Origin of the sequence: Arthrobacter sp. CJ23, assembly GCF_024741795.1 — a bacterium.
Taxonomy (GTDB): Bacteria; Actinomycetota; Actinomycetes; order Actinomycetales; family Micrococcaceae; genus Arthrobacter.
Genome location: NZ_CP102950.1, coordinates 2699002 through 2723794, shown reverse-complemented (window position 1 = coordinate 2723794; position 24793 = coordinate 2699002). Strand labels below are relative to the sequence as shown.

General features: G+C 59.2%; 28 protein-coding genes, 2 tRNA genes and 1 pseudogene. 4 read left to right on the top strand and 27 right to left on the bottom strand.

Annotated elements, in window-relative coordinates:
- Window positions 1–5 precede the first annotated feature (5 nt).
- The 4 genes from NVV90_RS12070 to orn form a co-directional block, all read right to left on the bottom strand.
- Entirely contained in the window at window positions 6–839 is an 834-nt protein-coding gene (locus NVV90_RS12070; protein ID WP_258437529.1) for an acyltransferase domain-containing protein, read from the bottom strand.
- A gap of 1 nt (window position 840) precedes the next feature.
- Entirely contained in the window at window positions 841–1419 is a 579-nt protein-coding gene (def, locus tag NVV90_RS12065) for a peptide deformylase (RefSeq protein WP_258437528.1), read from the bottom strand.
- 122 nt (window positions 1420–1541) lie between these two features.
- Window positions 1542–1614 (bottom strand) — tRNA-His (locus tag NVV90_RS12060).
- 132 nt (window positions 1615–1746) lie between these two features.
- Complete coding sequence (orn, locus tag NVV90_RS12055) at window positions 1747–2340, bottom strand: oligoribonuclease (protein WP_258441158.1); 594 nt, start codon at window positions 2338–2340, stop codon at window positions 1747–1749.
- 195 nt (window positions 2341–2535) lie between these two features.
- Here orn and mptB point away from each other — a divergent pair, with 195 nt between their 5' ends.
- Window positions 2536–4092 (top strand): polyprenol phosphomannose-dependent alpha 1,6 mannosyltransferase MptB, encoded by a 1557-nt coding sequence (mptB, locus tag NVV90_RS12050; RefSeq protein WP_258441157.1) that lies wholly within the window; start codon window positions 2536–2538, stop codon window positions 4090–4092.
- Window positions 4093–4129: 37 nt separating this feature from the next.
- Here the strand turns inward: mptB and NVV90_RS12045 are convergent, their stop codons facing one another.
- Window positions 4130–4816 carry a DNA alkylation repair protein gene (locus NVV90_RS12045; RefSeq protein ID WP_258437527.1) on the bottom strand — a complete coding sequence of 229 codons (687 nt, stop codon included), beginning with the start codon at window positions 4814–4816 and terminating at the stop codon, window positions 4130–4132.
- Window positions 4817–4953: 137 nt separating this feature from the next.
- On the opposite strand from NVV90_RS12045, the gene map reads away from it, so the two are divergent.
- Window positions 4954–5721: a type I methionyl aminopeptidase gene (map, locus tag NVV90_RS12040; protein WP_258437526.1), complete on the top strand. Its 768-nt coding sequence runs from the start codon at window positions 4954–4956 to the stop codon at window positions 5719–5721.
- On the opposite strand, the gene NVV90_RS12035 is transcribed toward map, so the two are convergent.
- Both NVV90_RS12035 and NVV90_RS12030 read right to left on the bottom strand, forming a co-directional pair.
- Window positions 5718–6377, bottom strand: a complete 660-nt coding sequence (locus NVV90_RS12035) for a GNAT family N-acetyltransferase (RefSeq protein ID WP_258437525.1) — start codon at window positions 6375–6377, stop codon at window positions 5718–5720. The two genes, map and NVV90_RS12035, sit on opposite strands and share 4 nt — an antisense overlap.
- Window positions 6378–6525: 148 nt before the next feature.
- Window positions 6526–6598: transfer RNA gene (locus NVV90_RS12030), tRNA-Arg, on the bottom strand.
- Between the two features lie 220 nt (window positions 6599–6818).
- Between NVV90_RS12030 and NVV90_RS12025 the strand changes: the two are divergent.
- Window positions 6819–6971, top strand: a pseudogene (locus NVV90_RS12025) (single-stranded DNA-binding protein); the annotation flags it as partial.
- Between the two features lie 52 nt (window positions 6972–7023).
- Here NVV90_RS12025 and NVV90_RS12020 read toward each other — a convergent pair.
- From NVV90_RS12020 to NVV90_RS12005, 4 genes are all read right to left on the bottom strand, one after another.
- Window positions 7024–7491, bottom strand: coding sequence for a hypothetical protein (locus NVV90_RS12020; RefSeq protein WP_258437524.1), 468 nt, complete (start codon window positions 7489–7491; stop codon window positions 7024–7026).
- Between the two features lie 61 nt (window positions 7492–7552).
- Complete coding sequence (locus NVV90_RS12015) at window positions 7553–8029, bottom strand: hypothetical protein (protein ID WP_258437523.1); 477 nt, start codon at window positions 8027–8029, stop codon at window positions 7553–7555.
- Window positions 8030–8109: 80 nt separating this feature from the next.
- Window positions 8110–8745: a hypothetical protein gene (locus NVV90_RS12010; protein ID WP_258437522.1), complete on the bottom strand. Its 636-nt coding sequence runs from the start codon at window positions 8743–8745 to the stop codon at window positions 8110–8112.
- 83 nt (window positions 8746–8828) lie between these two features.
- The gene (locus tag NVV90_RS12005) at window positions 8829–9347 is read right to left on the bottom strand and encodes a hypothetical protein (RefSeq protein ID WP_258437521.1); all 519 of its coding nucleotides are present in this window, start codon (window positions 9345–9347) and stop codon (window positions 8829–8831) included.
- Window positions 9348–9439: 92 nt separating this feature from the next.
- On the opposite strand from NVV90_RS12005, the gene NVV90_RS12000 reads away from it, so the two are divergent.
- Window positions 9440–9646: a hypothetical protein gene (locus NVV90_RS12000; protein ID WP_258437520.1), complete on the top strand. Its 207-nt coding sequence runs from the start codon at window positions 9440–9442 to the stop codon at window positions 9644–9646.
- A gap of 223 nt (window positions 9647–9869) precedes the next feature.
- Here NVV90_RS12000 and NVV90_RS11995 read toward each other — a convergent pair whose 3' ends face one another.
- The 16 genes from NVV90_RS11995 to NVV90_RS11925 form a co-directional block, all read right to left on the bottom strand.
- Complete coding sequence (locus NVV90_RS11995; RefSeq protein ID WP_258437519.1) at window positions 9870–10418, bottom strand: hypothetical protein; 549 nt, start codon at window positions 10416–10418, stop codon at window positions 9870–9872.
- 8 nt (window positions 10419–10426) lie between these two features.
- Window positions 10427–12331, bottom strand: a complete 1905-nt coding sequence (locus NVV90_RS11990; protein WP_258437518.1) for a hypothetical protein — start codon at window positions 12329–12331, stop codon at window positions 10427–10429.
- 14 nt (window positions 12332–12345) lie between these two features.
- Window positions 12346–14064 carry a hypothetical protein gene (locus tag NVV90_RS11985; protein WP_258437517.1) on the bottom strand — a complete coding sequence of 573 codons (1719 nt, stop codon included), beginning with the start codon at window positions 14062–14064 and terminating at the stop codon, window positions 12346–12348.
- A 142-nt stretch (window positions 14065–14206) separates the two neighbouring features.
- Window positions 14207–14491 carry a hypothetical protein gene (locus NVV90_RS11980; protein ID WP_258437516.1) on the bottom strand — a complete coding sequence of 95 codons (285 nt, stop codon included), beginning with the start codon at window positions 14489–14491 and terminating at the stop codon, window positions 14207–14209.
- A gap of 35 nt (window positions 14492–14526) precedes the next feature.
- On the bottom strand, window positions 14527–14874 hold the full coding sequence (locus NVV90_RS11975; RefSeq protein ID WP_258437515.1) for a hypothetical protein: 348 nt from the start codon (window positions 14872–14874) through the stop codon (window positions 14527–14529).
- An 81-nt stretch (window positions 14875–14955) separates the two neighbouring features.
- Complete coding sequence (locus NVV90_RS11970; protein ID WP_258437514.1) at window positions 14956–15363, bottom strand: hypothetical protein; 408 nt, start codon at window positions 15361–15363, stop codon at window positions 14956–14958.
- A gap of 8 nt (window positions 15364–15371) precedes the next feature.
- On the bottom strand, window positions 15372–15722 hold the full coding sequence (locus NVV90_RS11965; RefSeq protein ID WP_258437513.1) for a hypothetical protein: 351 nt from the start codon (window positions 15720–15722) through the stop codon (window positions 15372–15374).
- The gene (locus tag NVV90_RS11960) at window positions 15722–16033 is read right to left on the bottom strand and encodes a hypothetical protein (protein ID WP_258437512.1); all 312 of its coding nucleotides are present in this window, start codon (window positions 16031–16033) and stop codon (window positions 15722–15724) included. Before NVV90_RS11960 ends, NVV90_RS11965 begins: the two co-directional genes overlap by 1 nt.
- A gap of 2 nt (window positions 16034–16035) precedes the next feature.
- Window positions 16036–17472 carry a hypothetical protein gene (locus tag NVV90_RS11955; protein ID WP_258437511.1) on the bottom strand — a complete coding sequence of 479 codons (1437 nt, stop codon included), beginning with the start codon at window positions 17470–17472 and terminating at the stop codon, window positions 16036–16038.
- Window positions 17465–18652, bottom strand: coding sequence for a phage portal protein (locus tag NVV90_RS11950; RefSeq protein WP_258437510.1), 1188 nt, complete (start codon window positions 18650–18652; stop codon window positions 17465–17467). The genes NVV90_RS11955 and NVV90_RS11950 overlap by 8 nt, the downstream gene beginning before the upstream one ends.
- 199 nt (window positions 18653–18851) lie before the next feature.
- Window positions 18852–20291, bottom strand: coding sequence for a phage terminase family protein (locus NVV90_RS11945; RefSeq protein WP_258437509.1), 1440 nt, complete (start codon window positions 20289–20291; stop codon window positions 18852–18854).
- Entirely contained in the window at window positions 20284–20553 is a 270-nt protein-coding gene (locus NVV90_RS11940; RefSeq protein WP_258437508.1) for a hypothetical protein, read from the bottom strand. Before NVV90_RS11940 ends, NVV90_RS11945 begins: the two co-directional genes overlap by 8 nt.
- A 68-nt stretch (window positions 20554–20621) precedes the next feature.
- Complete coding sequence (locus NVV90_RS21075) at window positions 20622–20873, bottom strand: HNH endonuclease (RefSeq protein ID WP_396125399.1); 252 nt, start codon at window positions 20871–20873, stop codon at window positions 20622–20624.
- A 28-nt stretch (window positions 20874–20901) separates the two neighbouring features.
- The gene (locus NVV90_RS11935; protein WP_258437507.1) at window positions 20902–21405 is read right to left on the bottom strand and encodes a M23 family metallopeptidase; all 504 of its coding nucleotides are present in this window, start codon (window positions 21403–21405) and stop codon (window positions 20902–20904) included.
- Window positions 21406–22163: 758 nt separating this feature from the next.
- Window positions 22164–23651, bottom strand: a complete 1488-nt coding sequence (locus tag NVV90_RS11930) for an AAA family ATPase (protein WP_258437506.1) — start codon at window positions 23649–23651, stop codon at window positions 22164–22166.
- A gap of 126 nt (window positions 23652–23777) precedes the next feature.
- Window positions 23778–24068 carry a hypothetical protein gene (locus NVV90_RS11925; protein WP_258437505.1) on the bottom strand — a complete coding sequence of 97 codons (291 nt, stop codon included), beginning with the start codon at window positions 24066–24068 and terminating at the stop codon, window positions 23778–23780.
- Window positions 24069–24793: the final 725 nt, after the last annotated feature.

Here is a 24793-nt window from a genome sequence, read left to right as displayed (position 1 = left end):
GGCGGCTAAAGGCTGAGGCGGCCGTGGCCGATCTGCCAGGTCCCGCCGTCGTCGATCCGCTCCAGCACTACCCGCTGCAGGGACGTCTCACGCGGGAGCTTGTCCAGACGGTCCAGGCCGCGCTGCCGGAAGGTGAAGTACACGGCATCCGTGGGCTCGTCCGTGCAGCGCCCCACCGTGAAGCGCCGCGCGAAGGAGGCGATGTTGCTCTCCGGCAGCTTTGCGGCGAGGTAGGGGTCAAGCATCCACGAATCGCAGGTGGCCTCGGCAACGGGCCTCTCCGGGAAGAAGCGGGCGAAGAACTCTTTCGCCATCGTGAGGCTTTCATCCACCAGGGCGGGGGACAAGCCGCTGTCCTCCGGGATGTGCACGCCCAGGATCCACTGCCCGTCCGGGACCAGGCTGCCGGCCTCTGTGCCTACCTCGCGGATCAGGTGGTACTGGAGCCTGCCCAGCCTGAACATGTTTCCCGCCATGTGCAGGGTGAGCCAGCCCCAGGTGTCCAGGCCGAAGTCGCCGTGCACGCGGCGGTTGATGCGCAGCTGGAGGCCCAGGTCGCCCAGGATAGCCGCGGTCAGTTCCGGTGCGATGCCGTGGGTGGAATGGAATTCCAGGAGCTCCGGGGCGAAGCGGAGCAGGGCCTCGATCCAGTCCAGCTCCGTGGTGTCCTCAGCCTTGGCATACCCGGACGGGAACGTGCCAAGACGCTCCCGGAGCGCCGCCATGGCACGGACCACGCCCGGGCCGGCCGGGGAGTCCAGGAGCGCAGCGCACTGCGCTGCGTCCTCGCCTGTGATATCGAGGAGCGCGAACAGTTCGGAATGCCGGGCCGCAGTCATGTCAGTGATCGTGTCCGAAGGGATCGGGATCGACGCCAGGCATCCAGGTCAGCCCTGGAACGCCCCAGCCCTGCTTCTTGGCCTGCTTCATGGCCTTCTTCGCATAGCGGTCCACCAGGCGGTTGACGTACAGCTTGCCGTCGAGGTGGTCGTATTCGTGCTGCATGACGCGGGCGAACCAGCCCGTGGCCTCGAAATCAATGGGGTTGCCGTGGCCGTCAAAACCCTGCACCCGGACCCATTCGGCGCGCTGCAGAGGGTAGTGCTCGCCCGGGAAGGACAGGCAGCCCTCAACGTCCTCGTCGGGGTCGGGAAGGGCGCCGGAGACCTTGGACAGGGTCAGCACGGGGTTGACCAGGACGCCCTGTTCGGGGACGCCGTCGTCGTTCGGGTACTTGTAAACGAAGATGCGCCTGCCGACGCCGACCTGCGGGGCTGCGAGGCCCACGGCGTTGGCGGCGTCGTTGGTTTCAAACATGTCCGCGATCAGGGTGCGCAGTTCGTCGTCGAAGACCTCAACTTCGCTGGCCCGGCGGTGCAGAACAGGTTCGCCCCAGATGGTGACTGGCAGGACGGTCATGGCAGGTTCTTCCTCACTGGTTGTGCCAAACGGCAGTGACAGGGCCAAAAAAAACAAAGGCCGCACCGGATAACCGGTGCGGCCTTTGAGTGGAAACCGGCTCAAGAGCCAATCTCGGTGAGGGTGAGCTACGGGGGTTGAACCCGCGACCTCCTGGACCACAACCAGGCGCTCTGCCAACTGAGCTAAGCCCACCATGTGCCTTTGACGTTCAGACCGTTTGACCGGCTTTCCGTGAAGGCAACGACAAATAGCTTACCTGCTGTTTGGGGGTGCTTTTGCCAATTTCGTGCTTTTCGGCAAAAAAACCTTCAAACATGGCCCAGATCACATCTCGCCGTTGGTTCCCAGGGTCTCGGCCGTGGCCATGATCTCCTTGGAAATCCGCTGCGCGGCGGCCGTATCGGGTCCCGGGGCGGGCACGAAAACGGCCTCGCGGTAGTAGCGCAGCTCGTCGATGGAATCCTTGATGTCGCCCAGGGCGCGGTGTCCGCCGTGCTTTGCCGGCGACTGGAAGTAGGCGCGCGGGAACCAGCGGCGGGAGAGTTCCTTGATGGTGCTGACGTCAATGACGCGGTAGTGCAGGTGCTCCACGATGTTGGGCATGTCGCGGGCCAGGAACATCCGGTCGGTGCCCACCGAGTTGCCGCCCAGCGGCGCCTTGCGGGGGTCCGGCACCCACTTCTCGATGTACTCCAGGACTTCGGCCTCGGCCTCGGCCATGGTCTTGCCGTGGGGGAGTTCATCCAGCAGCTTGGACCGGGTGTGCATGTCCCGGACGAAGTCGTTCATCTGCGCCAGGGCGGCATCGTCCGGCTTGATGACGACGTCCACGCCGTCGCCGAGGATGTTCAGTTCAGAGTCGGTCACCAGGGCCGCGACCTCGATGAGGGCATCGTTCTTGAGGTCCAGGCCGGTCATTTCGCAATCGATCCAGACGATGCGTTCATTTGTAATAGGCACCCGTCCAGCCTATCGTTCAGCCGCTTCCACGTGCCCCGATGATAAGATTCTGGAGCGTGGCAGTGTCTTGATTTCCTGCCGCAGACTTCCCCGCACCGGTGCATTTGGCCCCGCGTGGGGCCTATGCCCGGCAACAGATTGGACGACGCTGAGATGACGGTGCCTGTTTCCGCGGCCCCCAAAGCCGATGACGGATCGTCGGGCGCGGCAGCAGCACTCAGCGAAGTGGACAATGCCCGCTCACCGCTGATCGCCGGCTTCATCGGCTCGGCGTTCATGGTCTTCGGTTCGCTGGGCGTCGGCTGGCTGGCACCGGTCTCGGAGCTGCGGCGCTTGCCGTTGTTCATCTGGATGCGCACGGAAGGTGTCGGCGTCGGGCTGTCCATCGTCCTGCTCGCCATCGGCGGCATGCTCCTCGTGCGGGCGTGGCTCCGGCTCGGCCAGCGCGTCCGTGTCTGGGGGCTGCAGGCCCGCAAGGCCACGCTGCAGGCAGTGCTCGCCTGGGGCCTGCCGATGATGTTCACCGTGCCTCTCTTCAGCCGCGACGTCTACGCCTACATCGGCCAGGGCCGGCTCATGGTGGAGGGGATCAACCCCTACGAGCACGGGATCTCGGCACTGCCCAACTACTTCCAGCTCGGTGCCGACAAGATGTGGACCGAGGCCCCCGTGCCGTACGGCCAGTTCTTCCTGTGGATCGAGCAGTTCGTCGTGTGGGCCACCAATGTCCAGCCCGAGGCGAGCATCATGCTCTTCCGCCTGGTGGCCGCCGTCGGGATCGTCCTGTGCATCATCTACGTGCCCAAGCTGGCCGAACTCCATGGCGTCAACCCGCACCGCGCGCTGTGGCTGACCGCGGCAAATCCGCTGTTCCTCACCAACTTCATCGCGAGCGTCCACAACGACGCCCTCATGATCGGCCTGGCCCTCGCCGGCCTGTACTACTGCGCCACCAAGCGCGTGTTCCTGGGCATCGTGCTCGTCACGCTCTCCATCTCCGTCAAACCGATCACCATCGTGTTCCTGCCGTTCATCGGACTCCTCTGGGCCGGCAAGAACGCGAACTGGCCCCGCAAGATCCTCTTCTGGTGCCTGACGGCGGCGCTGACGCTGGGGCTGCTGTATGCCATGAGCCTGGTCAACGGCTACGGATTCGGCTGGGTCAAGGGCCTGTCCGCCCCCGGAAGTATCTGGATCTGGTATGCGCCGATCGGCCTGATCGGCCTGATCGTCGCCTCGATCTTCAACGCCTTCGGGCTGGACGGCTGGGGCATGGCGAAATGGGCGTACGACGCCGGCAAGGTCCTGATGCTCGTGGCAATCGCGTGGCAGGTCTTCCGCGGCGAGCACGACCGCCTCATGCGCCGGCTCACCCTGGCATTCGCAGCGATCGTGTTCCTGGCCCCCATGATCCAGTCCTGGTACGTGGTGTGGCTGATCCCGCTCTTCGCCGTCACCGGTATCCGCAACGACTGGCAGGTCAAGGCCCTGTACTTCATGGTGTCGTTCTTCATGGTGTACGCCATTTCGGACCAGCTGGACGTGTTCCCGTACCTGCAGAGCGAAGACCTCGGACTCGCGCTGACGCTGGCCCGCAACGCGGCCGCGGTCATCGCGCTCCTGTTTGCCGTCTACCTGATCTTCGTGGACCCCAAGACCAAGAGCCTGTTCCGCAAGCGTGACGAGCCAGGGCTCCGCCCGATCATCTGAGGCTCCGCGGGCCCTGCGGTTCAGTCGGAACTGAACCTCAGCCCGCCGGTAGGCGCCTGGTGCTTTCCTTGTAGGAGAGCGGGCTCAGGCTGCCAACGTTCTCGGCGGCGAACGCGCGCACCCAGTCCGGATCGCTCTTGCTGTATTCGCGCAGCGACCAGCCGATGGCCTTTCGGATGAAGAACTCCTTGTCGGCCAGATTGGGTTTGATCACGGCGGCCAGCAGCACGGTGTCGGTCTTGGCCTTTGCGTCAAGCTGGGAAGTGATGGCCGCCCGCCGGATCCACATGTCCGGGTCGCCGGACCACGCCAGCAGGACCGGGGTCATCTTTTCGCGGTGGGCCAGCAGCAGCCCGCAGAGCCGGTGAGCCACGCCGTCCACCAGGTCCCACCACGCCCCGGTGCGGATGATCTCCTCGTAGACCGGCAGCATGTCCAGATCGCCCTGGACCAGTCGCAGCCCCGTCAGGTCGATGGCCGCGTAGCGTTCCTCCCGGTACTCCGCCTCGCGCCAGAGCCGCAGCACGGCATCCCGCAGCTCCGCGGCCGATGCGGGAGGATGCTCCTTTGCCGCGGCCTTGACCATGCGGCGGATCTCGGGGACCCGCACGCCCAGGGACGGCATTTCGGACTTCATGTACGCCTGGGCGCCCTGTGCCCTTTCCTGGTCCGCGGCGGACGTCAGTGCGGCCCGTATGTTCGCGACCAGCTCCCTGTTCTGCATGACTCAACTCTAGGCCGGTCGGAATGTCTGCAGGCCGCCACGGCATAGCCCCGCAGACGTAGAGTTGGGATGACCGCCGCCTCCCTGCCGGCGGAGTGCCGGCTTGGAAGCTTGCCGCATCGAGTGGAGGAACCGCTGTGTCAATGCTGAAAACGCCAGATCAGATAGCCGTCATGCGCGAGGCCGGACGTGTCGTCGCCAACACGCTTGCGGCAGTGAGGCGGCACGCCGCCGTCGGGGTGTCGCTGAAGGAGCTCGACGACGTCGCTGCCGCCGCCATCGCCGGCGCCGGAGCGAAACCGGCCTTCCTTGACTACCACCCGCGGTGGGCGTCGGTGCCGTTCCCGGGCGTCATCTGCACCAGCGTGAACGACGCCGTGGTCCACGGAATCCCGGACGGCTACGCCCTGCAGGACGGCGATCTGCTCAGCGTCGACTGTGGGGCCTTCGTGGACGGCTGGTGCGGGGACGCCGCCGTCAGCTTCATCGTCGGCACCGCGGATCCGGTGGACCAGGCCCTCATCGAAGCCACGGACGCCGCCCTGGCCCGCGGCATTGAGGCGGCCCGGACAGGCAACAAGATGGGCGACCTCGCCTATGCGATCGGCGGCGAGGCGAAGCGGGCCGGCTACGGGATCCTGGCCGACCACGGCGGCCACGGCATCGGCAGGACCATGCATGCCGAGCCGCCGGTCCCCAACATCGGCAGGCCGGGCCGGGGCATCAAGCTTGTGGAGGGACTGGTGATCGCCATTGAGCCCATGCTGATCCTGGGCGGCAAGGACGATTACTACCACGACGACGATGAATGGACCCTGCGTTCGTCCAACGGCAGGCGCGCGGCGCACAGCGAACACACGGTGGCCATCACCGCCGACGGGCCGCTTGTCCTGACGCTTCCCTAAGGCTTGCCCTGCTGTGCGCTGTGGGCGGCGGCCCGGGCCCTTTCGAGGCGCATGACCGCCCGGCCGGTCACCGCCGTCGGAACCGTCTCGAAGCCCGCGGCCCTGAACAGAGAAACGGTGCCGTGGTAGAGATCCCCGGGACCGGCCTTCGGCCTCTGCGCCGGGTCCACGGGGTATCCCTCGAGGACCGCGGCACCGTTGCTGAAGGCATGCCCGACGGCGGCGTGCAGCAAGGCGGCCGCCACGCCGCTGCGGCGATGGCCGGGGGCGACGACGAAGCAGCTCACGGACCAGACGCCGGCCTCCTCCGCCTGGACTTGGGCCGGGTCCTGCATATGGGCGTGGGCGGCGCGGAGAAGCCGCGAGCGTTCGATGCGCGGGTAGCAATGCCGGGGCTCCACGGCGCACCAGCCCACCGGAGCGCCGGCGCGGAAGGCGAGGACGCCCGGCGCAGGAGCGTCGTCGTCGAACCGTGTTTTCAGCAGCTCCTTGCGCGCGGTAGGCGGAGTCGCTTTCCATTCCTGGCCGTTCAGCACAAACCAGCGGCACCAGCAGCTGGCGGGCTCGCCGCGGACGCCGAAGAGCTTCTCGACGTCGGGCCAGGCCGCCGGCCCGGTGGTGACAGCGCCCGGGGGATCGGAGGGTTTCGGGTCCATGGGAACAGGGTAGATCGCCGTGGCCCGGTTTGCCGGGCATTGACCTGCGGCATCCGGCTGGGCAGTTGCCTCACAGGCCTGTAACCGTGGACTGCAAACGAAAAGAGGCCCTGAGCTGCGTTTTCGCAGTTCAGGGCCTCTTCATGCGTGCCCCAGGAGGGAATCGAACCCCCGACCGGCGGATTAGAAGGCCGCTGCTCTATCCCCTGAGCTACTGGGGCGCACGGGCGCTGCACGCAGTCTGTGCCGCGGCGCCACATAGAGTTTACATTGCGGCAGGCGCCCGTGGTGGCAGGCCCGTCCGGATGGTGCACTCCTCCTCCACAGAGGCGATCCGGACCGGGATGTCCACATACGCGAAGAGGGGTCTGCCGTGCTGCCCTGCGCCGCGTGAAGCTGAAGACGCCGGTACGGCATTTCATCTCACGTAAGGACAACACGATGAACGACATCATTACGGTCCGTGGCTTTGTGGCCTCGGAGATCAGGAGTTCCACCACGCCGGGCGGCATTGCCACTGCTTCATTCCGCATTGGCTCCACCGACCGGCGGTTCGACCGCGCCAACAACACCTGGGTGGACGGCAACACGAACTGACTGATCTACCAAAAACGTCATTTGGCGCAGCGGATGCCCCGAGAACTTGCTACACCGCTGCGATTTCAATTCGAATGCGTTGGACAAGACCTTGGAACTTGTCAAGGTTTTCAGTTCGGAGGGCTTCGGCTTCTTCTGCCGATAGTTCGCTACTGAGTAAGGTCCAGTGCCACTTCCTAAGCTCCGCACCAAGGTCATTTGCCAAGGATCGAACCTCTTTGCTACCGACAAGCCGAAGGTCAGGTGCCTTCCAGCTATTGATACTGAGTATGGCCTCCCCTAGAGCCTCTACGTCGCCTCTTCCGGCTTTCGAGAGAAGAGCGAAGGACACTTCTACCTGCTCGATCAGGTTGAGGTAGGTCTTGTACCGGAGTTCATTAGCCCACTTCGCCTTGTCACGCTGGTGAGTGGCTTCAGCCGAAAGCCTGCTGTTTCGCCCTGCCAGCCATTGCCCACCAAGGCCAGAGGTAATGACAGCAATAGCGCCAATGAGAATCTTGAGAGTGTCCGGGTCCATCCCCCAAAGTTACACAAATCGGCCCCCAGCAGGAGTACTGGAGGAAATCCTCAGCTCGCGGCTATCTGACTTTGGTGCCTACATCCAAACGTGCGGAGCGCACGAAGGCTTCTGTTAGAGCAGGAATCTCGCTAATGGCCCGCGTCATCTTTGGTCCGATTGCCATAATTGCGTCTTCGTTGGCTGAGTAGTCCAACTCAACCATTTCCCGTCTGCGTTGGCTGAGCCGGTGCATGTTGTTGACGTGTGTGCCGAAAGATACGGCTGCTGAAGTTACTCCAGGGGCACCAATGAGTCGGATCTGGCTGAGAGCAATGGCGGATCGTCGTTGCACCTCTCCAGCCTCAGCGGCGGGGGGTAACGTTGTGGAGGCTTCGACAATGGCTGATAGGAACTCAGCGTATGCCGATTGTTTGCTGTCTCGTAGCCACCGGGCATGTTCGATGGATTTGTCTTGCCCGTTCTTGATTAGCCCGAAGACGCTAGTAACTACCGCGCCACCAAGTGCGCTCCCAAGTAGGGGTATCCAGAAATCCATGACCCAAACCTACACAGGGAACCGGCTCCACCAGGAGAAGGTCAGGGACGGGCCACGTCGTTTGAAAGCTCCAAGTGGTGCTAGCTGACTTGCCTGAGTTCCTGCCGCTTGATGCGCCTTAGATAGCGCTTGATGTAGCGCGGATGGCGCTCCTTACGCTCCGACCACCGGAAACCGTGCTTTTCCAAGTAGCGACGATGGAAGTGGTCTTGCCATGGGTACACAAGGTACTCGTAGAACATGAAACGTATGGTGTGGCGGAGTGCCTGCTTCTCAATAACCCCGAGATCCTTTCGGATCGACTCTTGGAGTCGGGCAACCGACTGCGTGAGAACTGACCGTTCATTCTCATATCCGTCAGTCTTGACCGCTTCGAGAGCGCGGCGAAGACTGTACTGATTCACGTTGAGGTACGTAGTGACCTCGTCTGAGGCCACGATCAAGAGACGCGCGTTCGTAGTGTCCGTGATGTCCTTATGCTGGCTACTCGCTGGCTCCAAATTGTGGTGACGAGCATCAAGAGAATTGACCGAAGCGTGAACCTGCCGAAGCACATTCGTATAGGCTTCGATCTTCTGATTTCTTAACCACTGATCGTGTTCGGTGGTCTTTCCCAGCTTGGTTCCGAACCAGCTACCGGCCACGGCCAATATTCCAGTAGCCACCGGAACCAGGAACGGCCACCACCATTGACCCTGTTTGATCAGTTCATCCATGCCCCAACCCTACAAAATGAACGGCCTCGGCCAAGGTCTTGCGTACCTTCGTAACTGGACAGCAGACCCTTCTGAGTGACGAATCAGATGGGCTTGTACTCCAAAGTCTTAGCTGCCTCTCGTGTGAAGTCCCTCATCCGTTCCGCGTATTCCTTATTGAGCGTGCCCCATACAACTTCATGTTCTGGACGGTGTTCCTGTATTTCGGCTCTGGCAATGACATAAAGGTTCTTGCAGGCTTCCCTTGCCTTCATTGCTGGCACCGTGACGTGCTCGTCGGCGACAAACAGAAGACGTGACAGAGACGAGATAACTGCCTCTTCAAGTCTTCTTCCGGTCTCGACATCATTGTCCTTGGCGCCGTAGACCTCAGTTTGGATGAACCCCTTCATTGCTGTCAGGGCTTCGTGCACCGAACCAAACACGTCTCCGGCGTGCTGTCGGTTGAACTTTCGTTCTTCTGCTATTCGTTGCTGCTCGGCGTTGGAGTTGTGCGCGCTTGTGGTGATCCATGCCGTGAGCAAGCTCCCTAGAAGGGTGATCAGGCTGGCGGCTCGGGCAATGAGGCCGGTAACAATCAGGCGCGCAGTTTCGTTATCCATGGCCCAAACGTACACAAAATCGGCCCCAGCCAGGGTCTTGCCAACCTGCGTAACGCGGACGCGTCTTTCGAAGAATGCGATAGCATCCGGGCATGACTAACAACAATGAGTTCAACCGTTTGCTCGAAGCTTTCTCAAGCGCTTTCGCACACATGAACGAGAAGTACGACGCCGAAGAATCCGACTCAACGGCATCATTTGAGTCCAAGGAGGCGGTCGTCATCGCTATCGAAAAATACGAACAGGCTTGGCGCGAACTTGACGCCTATGTCACTGCGTCTCTTCCCTCTAAGAAGTAGCACCGCGTCATGAATGAGATTCGAGTTGGGGAAAGATTCCCACTTGATGAAACCGACGTAGGGGACTGTCCAGAGGTCACTATGAAGCTTGGCGTCATAGCGTTCTGTGTGCTCGACACGGGGCACGGTGGCCCACACGTTGCCACCAACGGAGACACTGTAGTCGAAGCTTGGACGTAGGACGCCAAACCGGCCCGTAGCAGGAGAACTACGGGCCGGTGGTCTAGAGGCCGTGGAGCTTGGTCAGGCGGACGCGTGCGGCGTTGGTTGTTGAGTTGGACTGAACACCGGTCATTCGGATTTCTAGGTTTGCGGTAGGGACTCTCACAATGGCCTCAACGAAGGATTCCCAGTATGTCGCGCTGTTCATGTGGGTTGCCTGCCCCATGTAGGTCTCGGCACCTGTAGGGCTTCCCGGCCACGTACCGGAAAGGATAATCCTGTAACCGGAGTTGCTCGGCTCGCTTGCAGGACTAATCAGCCACTGCACGCGGTAGATTCCTGGCTCAGTGAACTTGATCGTCCCGGAGAGCGATCCGGCGGTGGCAAACGTCGGCTGAGGGCTGGACATCTGAGAGGATGCGGCGCTTGACGTATCGACAGTGAGCGTTCCGGCGTCCCATGCTGACAGTGCTCCCCAGACAAAGCCAGCGTTCTTGAAGATGAGGCACTTGGGGGCCTCAAGCTTCTCTTTCATGAGCTGGGAGTAGTCCGCAATTTGGTAGAGCGGATCATCAAAGCTGAGCTGTGGAAATGTTCCAGTTGTATCCATGGTGGTTCCTATCTCGGCCCGATTGAGCGGAGGTCATTGATGGTGAGGTTGTGGAAGTTGCCGATGGGGTAGTCATTGGCGAGTTCGTCGGTGAGCAGGGAGTCGCGAGTGATCGGCACGGGTGCGGAGTAGTCCACTGGCTCGATTTCCAGCTCGACGGCGGGAGTGTTGCCAAGCACGATGCGCCCACCACGGAGCCGCTGATACTGGTTGATCTTCGGGACGCCGGAAATCTTCACGATGAGTCCGTCGCGGTAGTTCATGCTCAGCAGTTGCCAGCCTCCGGCCTGAGGGGTTAGCTCTTTCAGGAGGACGCGGACTGTGCTGGCAAGTCGCCATTTCGGTTCACTCTGTGCGGCAAGGATCTGATTGGCCTTGGTGACGATGACGCCGGTTGGCGCGGCTCCGGTGGTTCCATCCCATGCAAAATCAGATTCGATGCTGCGCTGTTGGGGGACTTTCTTGAGGCTGACCTGATCAACGGAAGACAGTGAGGTGTCATTGAACGTCGTTCGGGAATCGGTGGTCAGGCTGTACGCGAGCTTGACCTGATTGACGGTGTTGGCGTGGTCGATGACAAAAGCGTCATCTTGAATGGCCGATGCCGGAATCTCCACAATCGGAGATCCGTCCCAATAGGGAAGCTCGTTTGTGGTGATGTCTGCTGTCAGGTCAAGGCTGTTGCCATCGAAGAACGTTCCAGCTGTGGCCGTGTTCTCAAGGAGCACGCCGTCAATATCGTGTGTGGTGCCCACGGCAACAGCGCCCTGTACTTGGGCCTCAAGAAAGACGTTGGTCCAAGCTCCTGTTGCTGCGGCCCCGTCTACCTTGATGTACGTCCAGATTCCTGGCGTCAGGGTGTATGTCGTTGACGCTTTGGTTCCCACCGGCGTTGTCCCGTTGCGGAACGTCAGGACCGCCTTGATTCCGGCTGAAGGGCCGTACTTGGTGCGTACCCACATACCGCCTGACCAGACAGCGCCGGAAGCGCCTGAGAGCGTTTCTGTGTACTGCCAGCCAGCCGTACCGCCTGTAGAGGCGACAGTCCATGTGAGGGCACGGTAGGCCTGCCCACGGCGTGCGCCGCCGTCATCGACTCGGAGGTTTCCAAGGAGGAATCCGGGGGTAGCTGCTCCACCTGTTCCGGAACTGTAGGTGTATCCGGTGGAGGTCACATCACCGCTTGGGTTGGAAGACCAGTTCTTGCGGGCCTGAGATCCGGAGACGGTCTTCACCGAACGGGACTTGTCCTTGAGGCCTTCCCACGAGTACACGGCTGAGGCTGCGGTCTGGTCAGAGACAAGGACCGTTGGAAACTTCAGCGGGTCCGTAAGTCGGATAGTTCCGGCGCTGGTAGCGGTCAGGGTTGCGCCCATGGCCATGGCCACCTTCTGGACTGCTTCCAGGGCGTTGTAGGAATCAACGTCCTTGGGTGCAACGTTGGTGTCACCCATGACGGTGTACTCAACGGGGAGGGCGTCAAGGGTGATGCCTGACTGAGCCAGCAGGGTTTGGAGTCTGGCGTAGCGTGTCAGGACGCTTTCCCACGGCCACGGAGAATCCGACAGGCGAAGCTTTGCGGTTTCGGCTATGACATCGGAAGCGGTGAGATTGATCCTGTAGCCACCGGGTTCCTTGTGGTCATCCTGCGCAAGGACTGAATCCACCTTGCCCGTAAAGCAGTTGGAGCCTTCCCCATCCACGACAGCAGCTATATAAACCAAGTCCCCAAGCTTGGGCATGATGGATTCGTGGGTCTTCGGGAGCCAGAGCGACAGGCGGGCACGGGAGCCGTCCGTGTGCTCAAGGCAGGACGGAGCGCCCCACACGATTTCCAGCCCACTCATGACCGTTGGGAGGAGCGGGTAGTCTTCTGCGGCCATCCCGTAGTAGGTTTCGCCGATGTAGGCCATCGAAGTTCCAAGGACTACCAAATGGAGCCACCTCGATCGATCTTTCCGGTTCGGATTGCATCCGAGTTGATGAGTTGTGTGAGTTGTCGGGCGACGGCGTTAGAGTCCAGAGCGCCATTCACCGTGATGTTGTAGTTGTTGATTTCGGTTCGGCCAGAGCTTGCTCCGAAGCCGGCGCCGCCCATGGAGAACAGGCCGGATGCGCCCATGCCAGCGGGGAGGCCGGTGAGGTCATGGCCTATGGACATTTCGACGCCGGTCATGCCAAGGCCCATGAAGTTCATGACGTCTCGGAGCCAGCCCGGCACGGAGAATCCGTTGAACAGTCGCGATACCCAGCCGATGACGTTGGAGACTGCGCCCACGATGTTGTTGAATCCGCCCACGATGAAGTTGATGACTCCGGAGACGATGTTGCGAGCGGTGTTGAACGCATTGGAGAAGGCCGAACTGACAAAGCCGGTGACGGATGAGACGACGCCGATAATGCCCCGGATGATCCCCATGACGGCGTTGATGTACGCGCCCACGATGGAGGCCACGAAAGCGAATCCAACAGCAAAGAAGTTGCGGATGTTCGAGACGATGCCGCCCACGAAGTTTCCGATGCCGTTGAAGATCGACGCGAAGAAGTTTCCGATGTTGCCAAGGGCGTCGTTGATGAAGCCCATGAATCCGGTCCATGCGTCCGTGATGAATCCAACGAAGCCGTTCCACACGTCAGCGCAGAACTTGGCGACGGTTGCCCAGAGATCCTGGAAGAACGTTGTCTGTGTGGCCAGATAGATAATCCCGGCCACGAGTGCGGCGACGGCGACAGCCAGCAGCACGAAGGGGTTCAGTGCGGCAATGGCGTTCATGATTGCCATGGCGATGTTGATGACCAGAATTGCTGCGGCAAGGATTCCCAGACCGACAGCCAGCCCTTGTACAAGTCCGGTGTTCTGGGATACCCAGTCCACCACTACGCCCAAGATCTCAGCGGCCTTGGACATGATCGGCAGCAGGACGGTTCCCACCTTCACGCCCATATCGTTGTAGGCGGCTGTCAGGCGGGCTTGTGCGCCTGCTGCGGTGCCTGCCTCACGGGCATTGGCTCCCAGTGAGTCCGCGCCCTGCTTCTGGATGAGCGAGAGGATAGCGGCTTGCTTCTGCTGGTCGGTGAGTGCGCCGTTGACCTTCTCGAATCCCATGGCTGCGGCCTCAGCGTCGATCTTCGACTGGTTGAGGCTGATTCCATACTTTTCGATGGGGTCCATTTCGCCCTTGAGGGCTGAGGACAGAGCAGCGACGGCATCCGGAACGGTTCCACCGAACTGAGCGGCGAAGTCGGCACCTGTGTTGAGCAGCATGTCGGTCTTGCCCACGAGCTGATCCATGGAGGTTCCGCCGTTTTTGAGCTGGGAACCGATGAGCGCGGCGTACTGCTTGTAGTCGTTTGCGGACAGTCCCAGCTTCTTGGCGGACTCGGAAGCGAGCTGATCCACCTGACCGGACATGTTCTTGAATACGGCATCGACTGCGCCGGAGTTCTGCTCAAAGTCGGAGGCCATTTTTCCGAAGTCGGAACCAACCTTGAGCAGACCAGCGCCCACGGCAAGGGCCGGAAGGGTCAAAGACTTCATCTTGGACTTGAACTGATCCAGTCCGGAAGCTGCTTCGTCCGTTCCCTTCTTGAAATCCTTGGCGTCAGAAATGATCTTTACTGACAGGATTGCGGATTTTGTTGCCATGGGTTACCTCTTGGATGCCTCTTGGTAGGCGTCGTATTCCTTCTGCATGAATTCGAAATAGGTTTGGATAATCAGGTCATCCTCAAGCACCAATACGCTGTAAGGGATTCCTGTTTTATAGCTGAGGGCTACAAGGTTCTGATTAAGAAGACTTGCTTTTGGAGGGCTCTGCCTCTTCCTCGGCTTCTGGCTCGATGTTTAGAACCGTGTCGATGAAATCCTCAGGCTTGACCGTGTCGGCAATAGCTCCGGTGCGGACCAGAGAGCAATAGGAGACAAGCACCATGAAAAGGAACTGTCCGTTCTCCTGAGCCGGGAATCCGTGGCGATTACGTACGATGTCGTAGCGGGCTAGGTCGGCCATCTTGATATCAACCTTGTGGTCTACGGTGTTGCCGTTGGTTTCTGTCGTAAGTGTGAAAGACATTGTTGCCATTTTTATCTCCTGATAAATGGTGTGAATTAGTAAATGTGAGCGACGGAATCAACCGTCTTCATTAGTGCGGCCCAATACAGTTCCACCCATTCGGGTTCTGTATCTTTGGCCGCTTGGGAAAGCCAAGGTTGTTCGTCCTGAACGTGAGGCCGGCCTATGCTGTCCTGATATCCGGAAGGGGTTCCGTAGTGCGTCACCCCGGCGTAGGGAACGGCCTTGTAGCCAAAGCGGATGATGGCCTCACGGGGTGTTCCGGAGGCGCGGCCCGTGTTCTTGAGCTGTCCACCGTCTGTGGAATCAACCGGCGTCAAGGGGAGGGCTGCGGCAAGGACGATTTCAGCGGCACGCTTGTTAGCGGCCTTGAGATCCTGCATGTCTGCACCGGCTTGCTTGAGGGTGCGGACAAGCCTGTTGAGGCCCTCCACCCTGACGCCGACGAATTCCGTAGCCATGCCTTAGACGAACGTTGGAGCGCCGACTAGGACAAAGCTGAAGTCAGACGTTGGCTTGGTGTTGACGTCGCCACCGATTTCGATTGCCTCAACCACAAGAGATCCAGTGATCTTCTTGGCCTTGACGGTGTTGGGGATGAACTCGAAGACGTGAGTCTGTCCACGCATGGTGAAGAGCTTTTCCGTGGTTCCGGCTGCTGTGCCGAAGTCCTGGAGGAGAGTTCCCTCAAGGGTGAAAGACTCCGTGCGGTCACCGGCTACTGACTCGCCTGAAAGAGTGGCGATGTTGTCGCCCTGATCTACGGACGGGACCAGACGGCAAGCTGTGACTTGGCTGGAGAAGTTAACGAGTGCTGCGGCTGCTCCGATGGTGAGGCTTCCGGCACCGATGGTGATGGTATTTACTGCCATGGTGTTTCCTAAGAAATAGTTGTTTGGAGGGTGACCAGCAATGCCGGTGCGGGATTCGAAATGTTGCTGTTGGGCCTATTGATCGGAAGGGCGTCCGCGATCTTGTAGACCGTTCGGACCTTCTGCAAAAGCTCTTGGAGTTTGATCCAGACCTCAGCGCTTCCGGATACGTCAGAGGTCATGAGGAAAAGACTGAATTCCATATTGAATTCCTGATCGTCCAGATAGGGGAATTCGATCGTTGAGGGGACTACCAGAACGCCGGGAAGCTCCAACATGGTTGCTTCCGAAGTTGCGGCAATCCCAGCCGATTTGAGGCTGTCCACGATTTCGTTGATTGCTTCGGTGATCGTGGTCATCAGCCCACCTGTGGCTGTTCGAAGCCGTCAATGTGGAGCAAGCGTGCAATGTCCGAGTCATACTTGGTGATTCGGATTTGTCCGCCGTCCATAGCGCCGTCAATCGTTGCGCCGGGGGAGTTCCTGCGCTTGTACCAGCGAGCGGCAAGAAGTACGGCGGCAAACTTTGTGGTGCTCTCCCAACCGGCGACATTTCTGTCGATTTGCGGGAGAGCATCCACGTAGTAATTGACGGCAGGCACGATAAGCTCTAGGGAATCCAAATTCTGGGTAATGCCCATAAAGCCAATTACGTCTGCCGTGGTGATCATGACTAAGCGCCGGTAACGTTCGTGAACTTGATCAGTGCGCCTGCGTCAAGAGTCTTGAGGGCGTAGAACTTCACAAGCGAAATGTCCTCACCAAAGACCGGTAGGTTGTGTGCGCCGTGGCGGAAGTCCTTGGACTCGCGGAAGTCAATGGCTCGGGCGTCACCAGCAATAACGGTCTTGATGGGAAGGGCCGCGCTGGAAACGATGATCGGTCCGCCTTCAAAGGAAATTGTTCCGTTTGAGATGGAGAGCTTGCCCTGATTCTGGAGCCACCATGGAGCGTTAGCAGCCGGGATATCGCGGATGGCTGCGTGAACGTCAGGGCTGACCAGAACGAAGTCAAGGTTTGCGCCAATGGCGTTCATGGTGTCTGCGGCCTTGTTGACTGCGGCGATAGCACCGGTAGTAGCGGTAACGGCAGGGGAGTCACTAAGAACTCGGTCTACAACGATTGCTTCGGTCTGCGTGTAGTAGGAATCCAGAGCGTCAGCGTAAATGTCAGAGATGACCGAAGCGTCACCGAAGGCCACGATTTCAGCGGAAAGACCAAGAGCTACGGCCTTGGCTACCGGTCCCCACCATTCGCGGGTAGTGGTGAAACCTGGGGATGTCGGAAGCTCAACGCGGTTGCCTGCCCAGTCGGCTACCTGAGTCACGCGGGTACGGCGGGTACCGGTCAGTGTCAGGGAGGTAACGGCACCCTTGAGGAAGCGCTCAGCGATAGGACGGGACACGCGACGGGCATTCCAAAGGGTGCCCAGATCCTGATCCTTGAGGTAGATCTTGGCAGGGTCGAAGTCTGTGTGGACTTCGGCAAGAGCTGCGGTCAGCGGGCCATTCTCGCCACGAGCTGCGGCCAGAAGAGTCTGAGCAAAATCGCCAGGGTAGTTGGCTGAGGCAGCGAAGACGGGAGCAGCCTGGACAACGGAAACGGCTTCCGTTGCTTCTAGAGTTTCGGAATTAGTTTCCATGTGGGTTTCCTTTTCAGGGGTGAGGTTGCCGAAATCAGCGGCCACCAGTTGTGCATTTTTGAAAGCTGGTCGGACTACTAGCCCTGCTCCTGTGAGCTGACCGGCTGTGAGTTTGCCGTCCCTGATAATTGGGTTGGCGATTTCGACGCTGATTCCTGTGCGGAGGCCTTCAGCAGCGAGAGTTAGAGCGTCATTACCTTTGGTGGTGTTGACGATGCGGACAGTTGCCTCAATGCCGGAGTCTGTTTCCTCGACTCGAACGAACTTTCCGATTTGCTTCTTGAAATCGTGCTCTTCGTTGAGTTCCAGAGAATTCACATCTTCCGGAATGGTCACGGAGCCTTTTGAGGCAATGATCTTGCCGACACTGGTAAAGCCCTCTTCACCGAACGGAAGAAGCTTGTAGGTCAGGGTGCGGTCTTCTGCGGAGGCTGTCAGAAGCTCTCCGTATGCGTGGATTTCAGACATTGGGGGATTCCTCGGTAGTTGGTTCCGGTGCGGGAGGGGTTACCGGCTCCGGCCCCGGAAGGGCATCTAGGTTCTCCATGGCGCGGACTTCGTTGACGGTGTAGATACCGGCAGTGAGCGCGACGGCGTACATGTCCATGCGCTCTTTGGTGTCGCCACGGAGCAGCGCGGAAGTGTCGAATTCGGCCACGGTTCCGGCTGGCAGATAGAGGCTGAGAGTCTGCTCAATCGCCACCATGTACGGGCTGATTGCCTCGATGAGTTCGCGGTTCTTACCGGCTGTGTTGGTGTACGTCAGGGACGCTCCGTCAACAGATCCGTCAAGGAAGTACGCGGGGATGGAGAGGGCGCGGGCTAGCTGTAGAACCTGGAAGTTGCGGCCCTCGATAAGCAGGTTCTCTGCGGCCTGTCCCATGGATTGGGCATCCACAGAATCATTGGCGAAAGCAACTGATCCGTAGCGCTTGCGGCGTGCAGAGGACCACTGACCTAGAAGGGCTGTGATCTCGTCCTGAGTCATCTGTCCCTTGGTCTGCTTGAGCAGGATCGACGGGACCGGGTTAGCGCCAACCTCAGCGGCTACGCGCTCAAGTTCCTTGGTGTCTCGGATGAGATCCCCGGCGAAGTTCAGCAAGCCCTCGTGGTGGGCATCGATGCGGATGTAGGAGCCACGGGATACTGGACGGTCAAAGGCTTTGATGAGTTCGCCGTGCTCGTTGACTTCGGCGTTCCACTCCGGAACCAGTCGAAGGGACGCAGGCAGTCCGTTGGACTGTCGGCCCTCAATCAGCAGGAAGCTACGGCCATAGAAGATCAGCCCATCGACAATCCAAGTGACCGTCTGGAAGTTCGGTACGCCTGCCTGTAGCTGATTCAGGAAAGACGGTTGGGTAGCCAGTGGACGCTGCGCCTTCTCGGCAATGAGCGGCATGCGAGCGATGGAGGTAGCAATAAGAGAGCGGGATTTTGCAATGGCCGGAATGCTCATGGCGGTCTTGCGCGTAATGGGGACGTTGGAGGCGTCAGAGGGCAGGCCGTAAAGGGATTCGAACGTCAGGCGCTCAAGGCCGGAATTGTCGGTAAACGGGGACGCAAGAGGCCATTCCTCAATGTATGAGGCGGCAACTTCTTGGCGCGCTGGAAGATTATCCGTGCCAAAGAGGTAATCGAAGAAACCCAAGCGAACTCCAAGTAAAGACAACAAATACAGGTGATTTGAATTGTTTTTTACTTGGCGCTTGGTATATGAAGCCGGAGCGGGAAAGAAAGGAGGAAGAAACCCGCTCCGGCTCGATACTTAAACAAATGATTCTGCCGGAATCACTCATACCATTATACCACATATATTGCAAGCGCAGTTAGTGTGCGTCTGCAACTACTTAGTCAGCAAAGAGGACCATCGGTGCTTCATAGGCCCTTTGTTCGGTGACCATGCGGACGGCGGCGACAGCGGCAATCAGGGCCGGTTCTGAACGCTCATGGGAGAACACCCATCCCTCACCCATGCGCCTTGTAGCAGCGCTGGAAATGGCGTCCCTAAGAGCAATGTGTCCGTCATGCTGAAGGCGTCCGTCTTCCAGAAGGGATTTGAACGAAACTCCGGCAGTCTTGTACTCGTCAGCCTTCAACAGGCGTAGCTCGGCCCCGTAGTTGTCCGCGTAGAAGGCATCCGTAATCATCTGGTTCATCGGGTACTTGTCAGCGGTGATATCCAACGGGTACGAATCCTTGACCTGCTTGAGGGCATCCGGCAACCAACCGATTCCGGCCCCGGTACGTAGGACTTTGATTTGGATGAACTCGCCTTCCTTGAAAGCGGCCACGATTGCGGCTGAGGACTTGTCATAGGCAACTTCCCAGCCGATGCCAACACTTCGGCGCTGCGGGGTGCCAAGAGTCGCGTAGGACTGCGCCCACTTCTTTGTATCCAGCACTGACTCAACGGTGATCGTCTCGCGGTTCATGTAGGAGCGTTCCCACTCGCCACGGCTCATCTGCCCTTGGGCTTGGGCTATGTCGTCCTTGGTGATCAAGCCGCCATGCAAGCCGGGGTGAAAGTCCCAGAGTGAGGCATCCGAAGCGTCCACGCCGTTAGGTAGTGCCCACTCGAAAATGGCAACAGCCGGAGACTCTTCCTGAAGTGCGAGCCGGCCCCTCTTGAGCCAGGAATTGAGGAACGTTGACTTGGGGGTTCCCTTGGTGGAAATGAGCCAGGTCTGGCGAGCGGTGACGGTCTGCATGGCCGGAATCGCGGCACCAAGAATGTCATTGCCCAGCAGCTCATCGAAGCAGAACACCTCATCAAGCACGAGATCAGCGAACGTGTATCCGTGGAGGGATTCGGCATTGGGGACGAACGGAGCTATACGAGATCCGTTGTGGAAGGTGATTCGTGGGCTGTCAGCAGCTCGGCGCACGTGAATGGTGTTACCGAACTTGGAGGCGGAAATGGCGTCTATGAGATCTCGCCAGCGTTCCTGCGCGTCCTTGCCAGTTTGGGCCGTTGCAAAGGCCTTGCGCTTCGGATTGGTCAGCGCTCGGGCCGTCAGGACGGTCCTGATCAGAAGGGACTTACCGGACTGGCGGGGGACCGTCAGGACAATAGTTCCGTAGCGGTAGGAACCGTCAGGATTCTTCTCCGTGGCTACCCTGACAACGTACTTTTGCCATGGGAGCAGGGGAGTGCCTAGCTCCTGAGCGACGCGCTCTACTATCGCCAATTCGTTTTTGGCTCCCGGCGTGGGCTGGGTTGCGTAGAGCGGTTGAGCTGCTCCTAGGGTGTCGAGCCAGTATCCGGCAGAATCCTGCTGGCTAGACATCCCCCAGTTCGGTTAGCTCGTCGAAGAAATCCTGGACCTCATCGGATTGCCTGACTTCCGGCTTGGGGAGGGCTTCCATCGTGGCGCGGATTTCCTTGGAGAGCGCGGCGAACTGTGTGGCGTTAGCTGCGGTGGGTAGTTGCTCCACTAGCTGAGTCAGCAGGGAGACAGTCAGGGCGTGCTCGTCGGTGATGAGGTCAGCGTCTTCAAGGAACTTGATGAATCTCGCCGTATCGTCGGCAATCGTGGGGGATGTGGTCATATCTGGTCCTACTGGAAGATAAAAGGGTTGGGAGAGAGAGGAAAGTAGCGCGCGGGGCTTTGATCAGGTCACGGAGCTAAAGAAATGAGCCATTCCAGCTCATTTGTGTTGGTAGCTCGCCACTCTTCGATCGGGCGGTTCTGTCTGGTGCTGTTGCACAGGAAGTGTGCCGGTTTGAGGTTTGATAGCTCGTCTGATCCGCCATGGGACCGGGCTACTAGGTGGTCTACCGATGGGCCATAGTTCCCGGTGGCTTCAACATCTATCCACTTCCCGCATAGATGACACACTGGCTCATACGTTGCATAGACCAGTTCCATGAGCTTGACGCTGCGCTGTCCTCCATAGCTACTCATGGGCGGGTACCTCTACAGGGGTAGGGGTATCCATGTATGGGGTAGGGTCTATGCGCCCCGCATATCCGTTGCCGTGGTTGAACGGCTTGAGCAGTAGGCCGAAGTGGAGGTGGTAGCCAGTAGTGGCCCCTGTGTTGCCTGAGATGCCGATAACGTCGCCTGCCTTCACTACATCCCCCACGGTGACGTATGTCCGCATGAGGTGGGCATACTCAGTGCGGAATCCTGGGGCTTCCAGCAGAACGGCGATTCCAGCAGCGGCCCCAAGCATGGGCCACTCTCCGGCGTCTCCTGCAAACTCCACAATTCCGTCGTGAGCGGCAAGCACCGGAGCCATGACTAGCCCGAGGTCTAGCCCGTTGTGGCCCTTGAGTCCGAAGCGTCCATAGACCTCGGAATGCTCGCCAAATCCTTGGAGGACGGCGGCGTCTCCGTAATAGGGTCTGATCAGCCTAATATCGGCCTCTGTGGACCTTGTTTTGGGTTTTTGGGTCATTCTGCCTCGTTAAAGTCAAATACCCTCAGGATGGCTCTGAGGGGCCGTCTCTCCGGCTGTCTCGTCGCTATCCCTTGACGTTAGGGTTCGAATGAATAATCGGTGTATCCGGTTCATCGTCATCCGGTGGTTCGCAGTCTTCGCCCTTGCGGGGTAGTGCCCTGCGGATTAGTTCCCATGCCAGATAGGCAAGGATTGCGAATGGGAATAGTTCCTGTGGAACTTGTCCGATTAGCTGGGAGAGGTCCATAAAATCATCCTCCTGATCGGGGGATATCCTCAACCTCTATTATATCATTTAATCCGTGCTAGAATGCGTGGCCAATATCTTCCGGAGCTTCCTGATATGGCTGATTTTGAGGGCTACTAGGGCTATTGCTGTCGCTGCGAATATCCAACTAATCATTAGCGGTACCAACTGTTCTGGTAATCCATCTCGGAGCACTTCCGGTCCAGTGCTTCCGCTGCTGTTTCCCTGCGGTCCTCAAGGGGCTGATCCGTCCACGGGCCTCTGTGGTCGGCGTCTGGCAGTGTGTCGATGTTGTAGTTCATTTCCGCTCCAGCGGTTGAAGTTCGCCGGGTATCCGGCATGGAGCGTCACTACGTCATTGCGTCGTTTGTACTGCTGGGTACTGATGGTTGTCTGGATTGGTTATTGGTTGGGGCTAAAGCCCCCCCCAACCAAACCAACCATCCAACTCACATCCCCAATTTTTGGTTGGTTGGCTGGTTTTACCTAGATCCAACCAACCAACCAGCTATCCGTTGATAGACGGATCTTCAGGGACTACAGCAAACGGAGCAAGTGAGATGAGCTTGTTACGGCCTTCGCCGGTCTCCTGAAGCATTGCTGAGTAGATCATCCAATCCACGGCATCCTTGAACCCCTTGTTGTTCCTGTCGATACCTACCGCGTCAGCCAGCGAACGACGGGACAGCGCCTTACCGGAGGCAGCAACCATGAACTGACGGATGGTGTCCGGATCGGGCTGCTTGGCTGTGTATTCGGAGATGACTGCTTCCATCTTGCCAATCGGGATGCACACTGCGCCTTCGGAATTGAGGTCCGGGATGTGGTCCACGCCCTGGATGTGGTAGCTGATGGAGTCCTTAGGGATAGCGCGGCCCTTGACCTTCGTCCATTCGAGCTTGGCTTTACCGGACTTCTCGCCAATGACTGTGAGCTTGGCCTGTGAGTCGCACTTGCCCATCATTCCGGAAGCACCACGGGCCTTGTTGCCGTCGTGGCCGGTGTGGTGGATGACGATAGCCATGAAGCCGAACGTGTCACCAAGGCGCTTGACCTCACGGAGCACACCAACCATGTCCGTGTTGGAGTTCTCATCCACGCCGGGAGCAAGGTCAATCTGTGTATCGAAGACCATCAACGATGGAGCAATGTTCGCCGTGATGATTTCCTGCTGGAGGTGTGCCCATGAGTCGGTGGCATCTACTTCGGCCTTGCCAATGCCCAGGAACATGTGGTCACCGTCGCCGCCGTCAAGGAACAGCAGGCCGTCAAGTCGGGAAGGGTCAACGTCGGAGTGGAATTTGAGCCAAGCGTCAACGTGCACGGAGACAGCCGCACCACCCTCAGCGGCGACGTAGACGGCATCCTGCGATTCGCCGTTGTTGTTGAGCTTGTATCCCTGCCACTCGGGAAGGCCTGCGCACCAACTCATCACGAGATCCAGAGTCAGCACGGTCTTACCGGCGTAAGATGCGCCGAAGATCTGGCATAGCCCGGTTGCATGGATCTTGTCTTGAACAAGCCAGTTGATTTCCGGAGTCTTCAGCATGTCCGTTACGGACTTGAGGCGGTTGGATGCCTTGGCCTCTTCGGCTTCAACGGTGAGGATGATCTCACGGCGCTGGAATTCCTGAGCTTCGTGAACCATGTTGAAGAGTGCCTGAGGTCCAAACGCGGTCTTGCTGTCGCCGTGCATAAGCCACGTAGGGATGCCCTGATCGGCGTAGGCCTCGACTTCCTCCATGGTGGCTACCTTGGGCATATCGACGTGCATGAGCTTGCCGTGGAAGTCGTAGCGCTTCCAGAAGTGATCTTGGTTGGCCTTCGCCAGTACAACGCTGCGGTTGGAGGAGTTGCGCCAGTCCTTCAACTCTTCACGGAGACCTTCAAGGAACTTGCGTTCGTAGGCCAGCTTGTCGGCGGCTGCTACTGCGGGGTCTGTCTCGTTGAACTTCGGCGGCAGAGCGCGGTTAGGGGTAGTTGCGGTGGTTTCCATGTGGGTGGTTCCTTCTTTGTAGTGGTTCGGTCATGTGACCTGCTTTCGCTTTGACTTTTCTTTGAGTTGAACTTGGCCCCGCTTGGCAGGCGGGTAACCGGGTGCCCCGGCTTGCCGGGGGCTTCTCTACTGGATTAGACGCTTTACTTGCGTCCAGACGGTCTGAGGCTCTGCTTGCTCTTCTAGTCGGGACTCAAGCTGTTGGACCTTGCGCCACAGGTATTCGATGATCGAAGACTGGGGTGCACTTCCATCGAAGTTTGTAGTGGTTGGTTCCAGCTCCTCAATCGCTAGCTCAAGCTCGGTCTTGGGTCGGGACTTCAGCTGCTCTAGGCGTTCGCTGTATCGAGTCCTTCCCGGATTCTCTGCCATGTCCCTAATTGCTGCGTCGTAGCGGCTTGGTGTTGTTTCGCTCATCTGGTTCTGCTTTCTCTGCGGTTGCCAGCTCCGTGCGGAGCCTCTGGATTCTTGTGCGGTACTCGGCTCTGGCTGCTTCCTGCTTCTTGACCATTCGGTCGAAGAGGGTTTCAGCAAGGGTGACCTTGCGTTGCGCCTCGGCCCGTGGTGATCGGTTCATAACGATTCTCTCTAGGCTATTGACTTAATTGATTGCTACATGTATAAGTATACCACATCTTCAGGAAGGTGCGACATGATACTGCTGGCACACCCATTTGTCAACCAAATCGCCATAGACTATGAGAGTTCCTTGGAAACGACAGAACCCCCAGCCAGTGAAGGCCGGGGGTTCGCTTCGGAAGATTTCCGAGAAGGTGGGAGTCTATCAATAAATCGGGAATCATCCAAATTCCCGCCAAGCAGAAATCCCCGCCACTCCGTAGAGTGACGGGGGTCTGCGGCTGGCCTACTTCTTAGGCTTGCCAGCTCCGTTCTTGGTGGGGTCAACAGGCACGTAGGCCTGTCCTGACTTGGGCGTCGGAGGAAGGGTCTTGCCCCTCACTGCCGTCCGCTCTTCGCCAGTGCGGCCGCCACGCGGTCCCACGATTTCGTACTGTCCGGACAAAGGGGCGTCCTGCCCCGGCTTGTAGCTAGCCAATGGCTGGCTCCTGTCATGTTCAGGTGGCCCCGCTGGTCGAGTCTCGGCGTCACGGACTTGCGTCCGCGCCCTTGGCTCGGTGTAA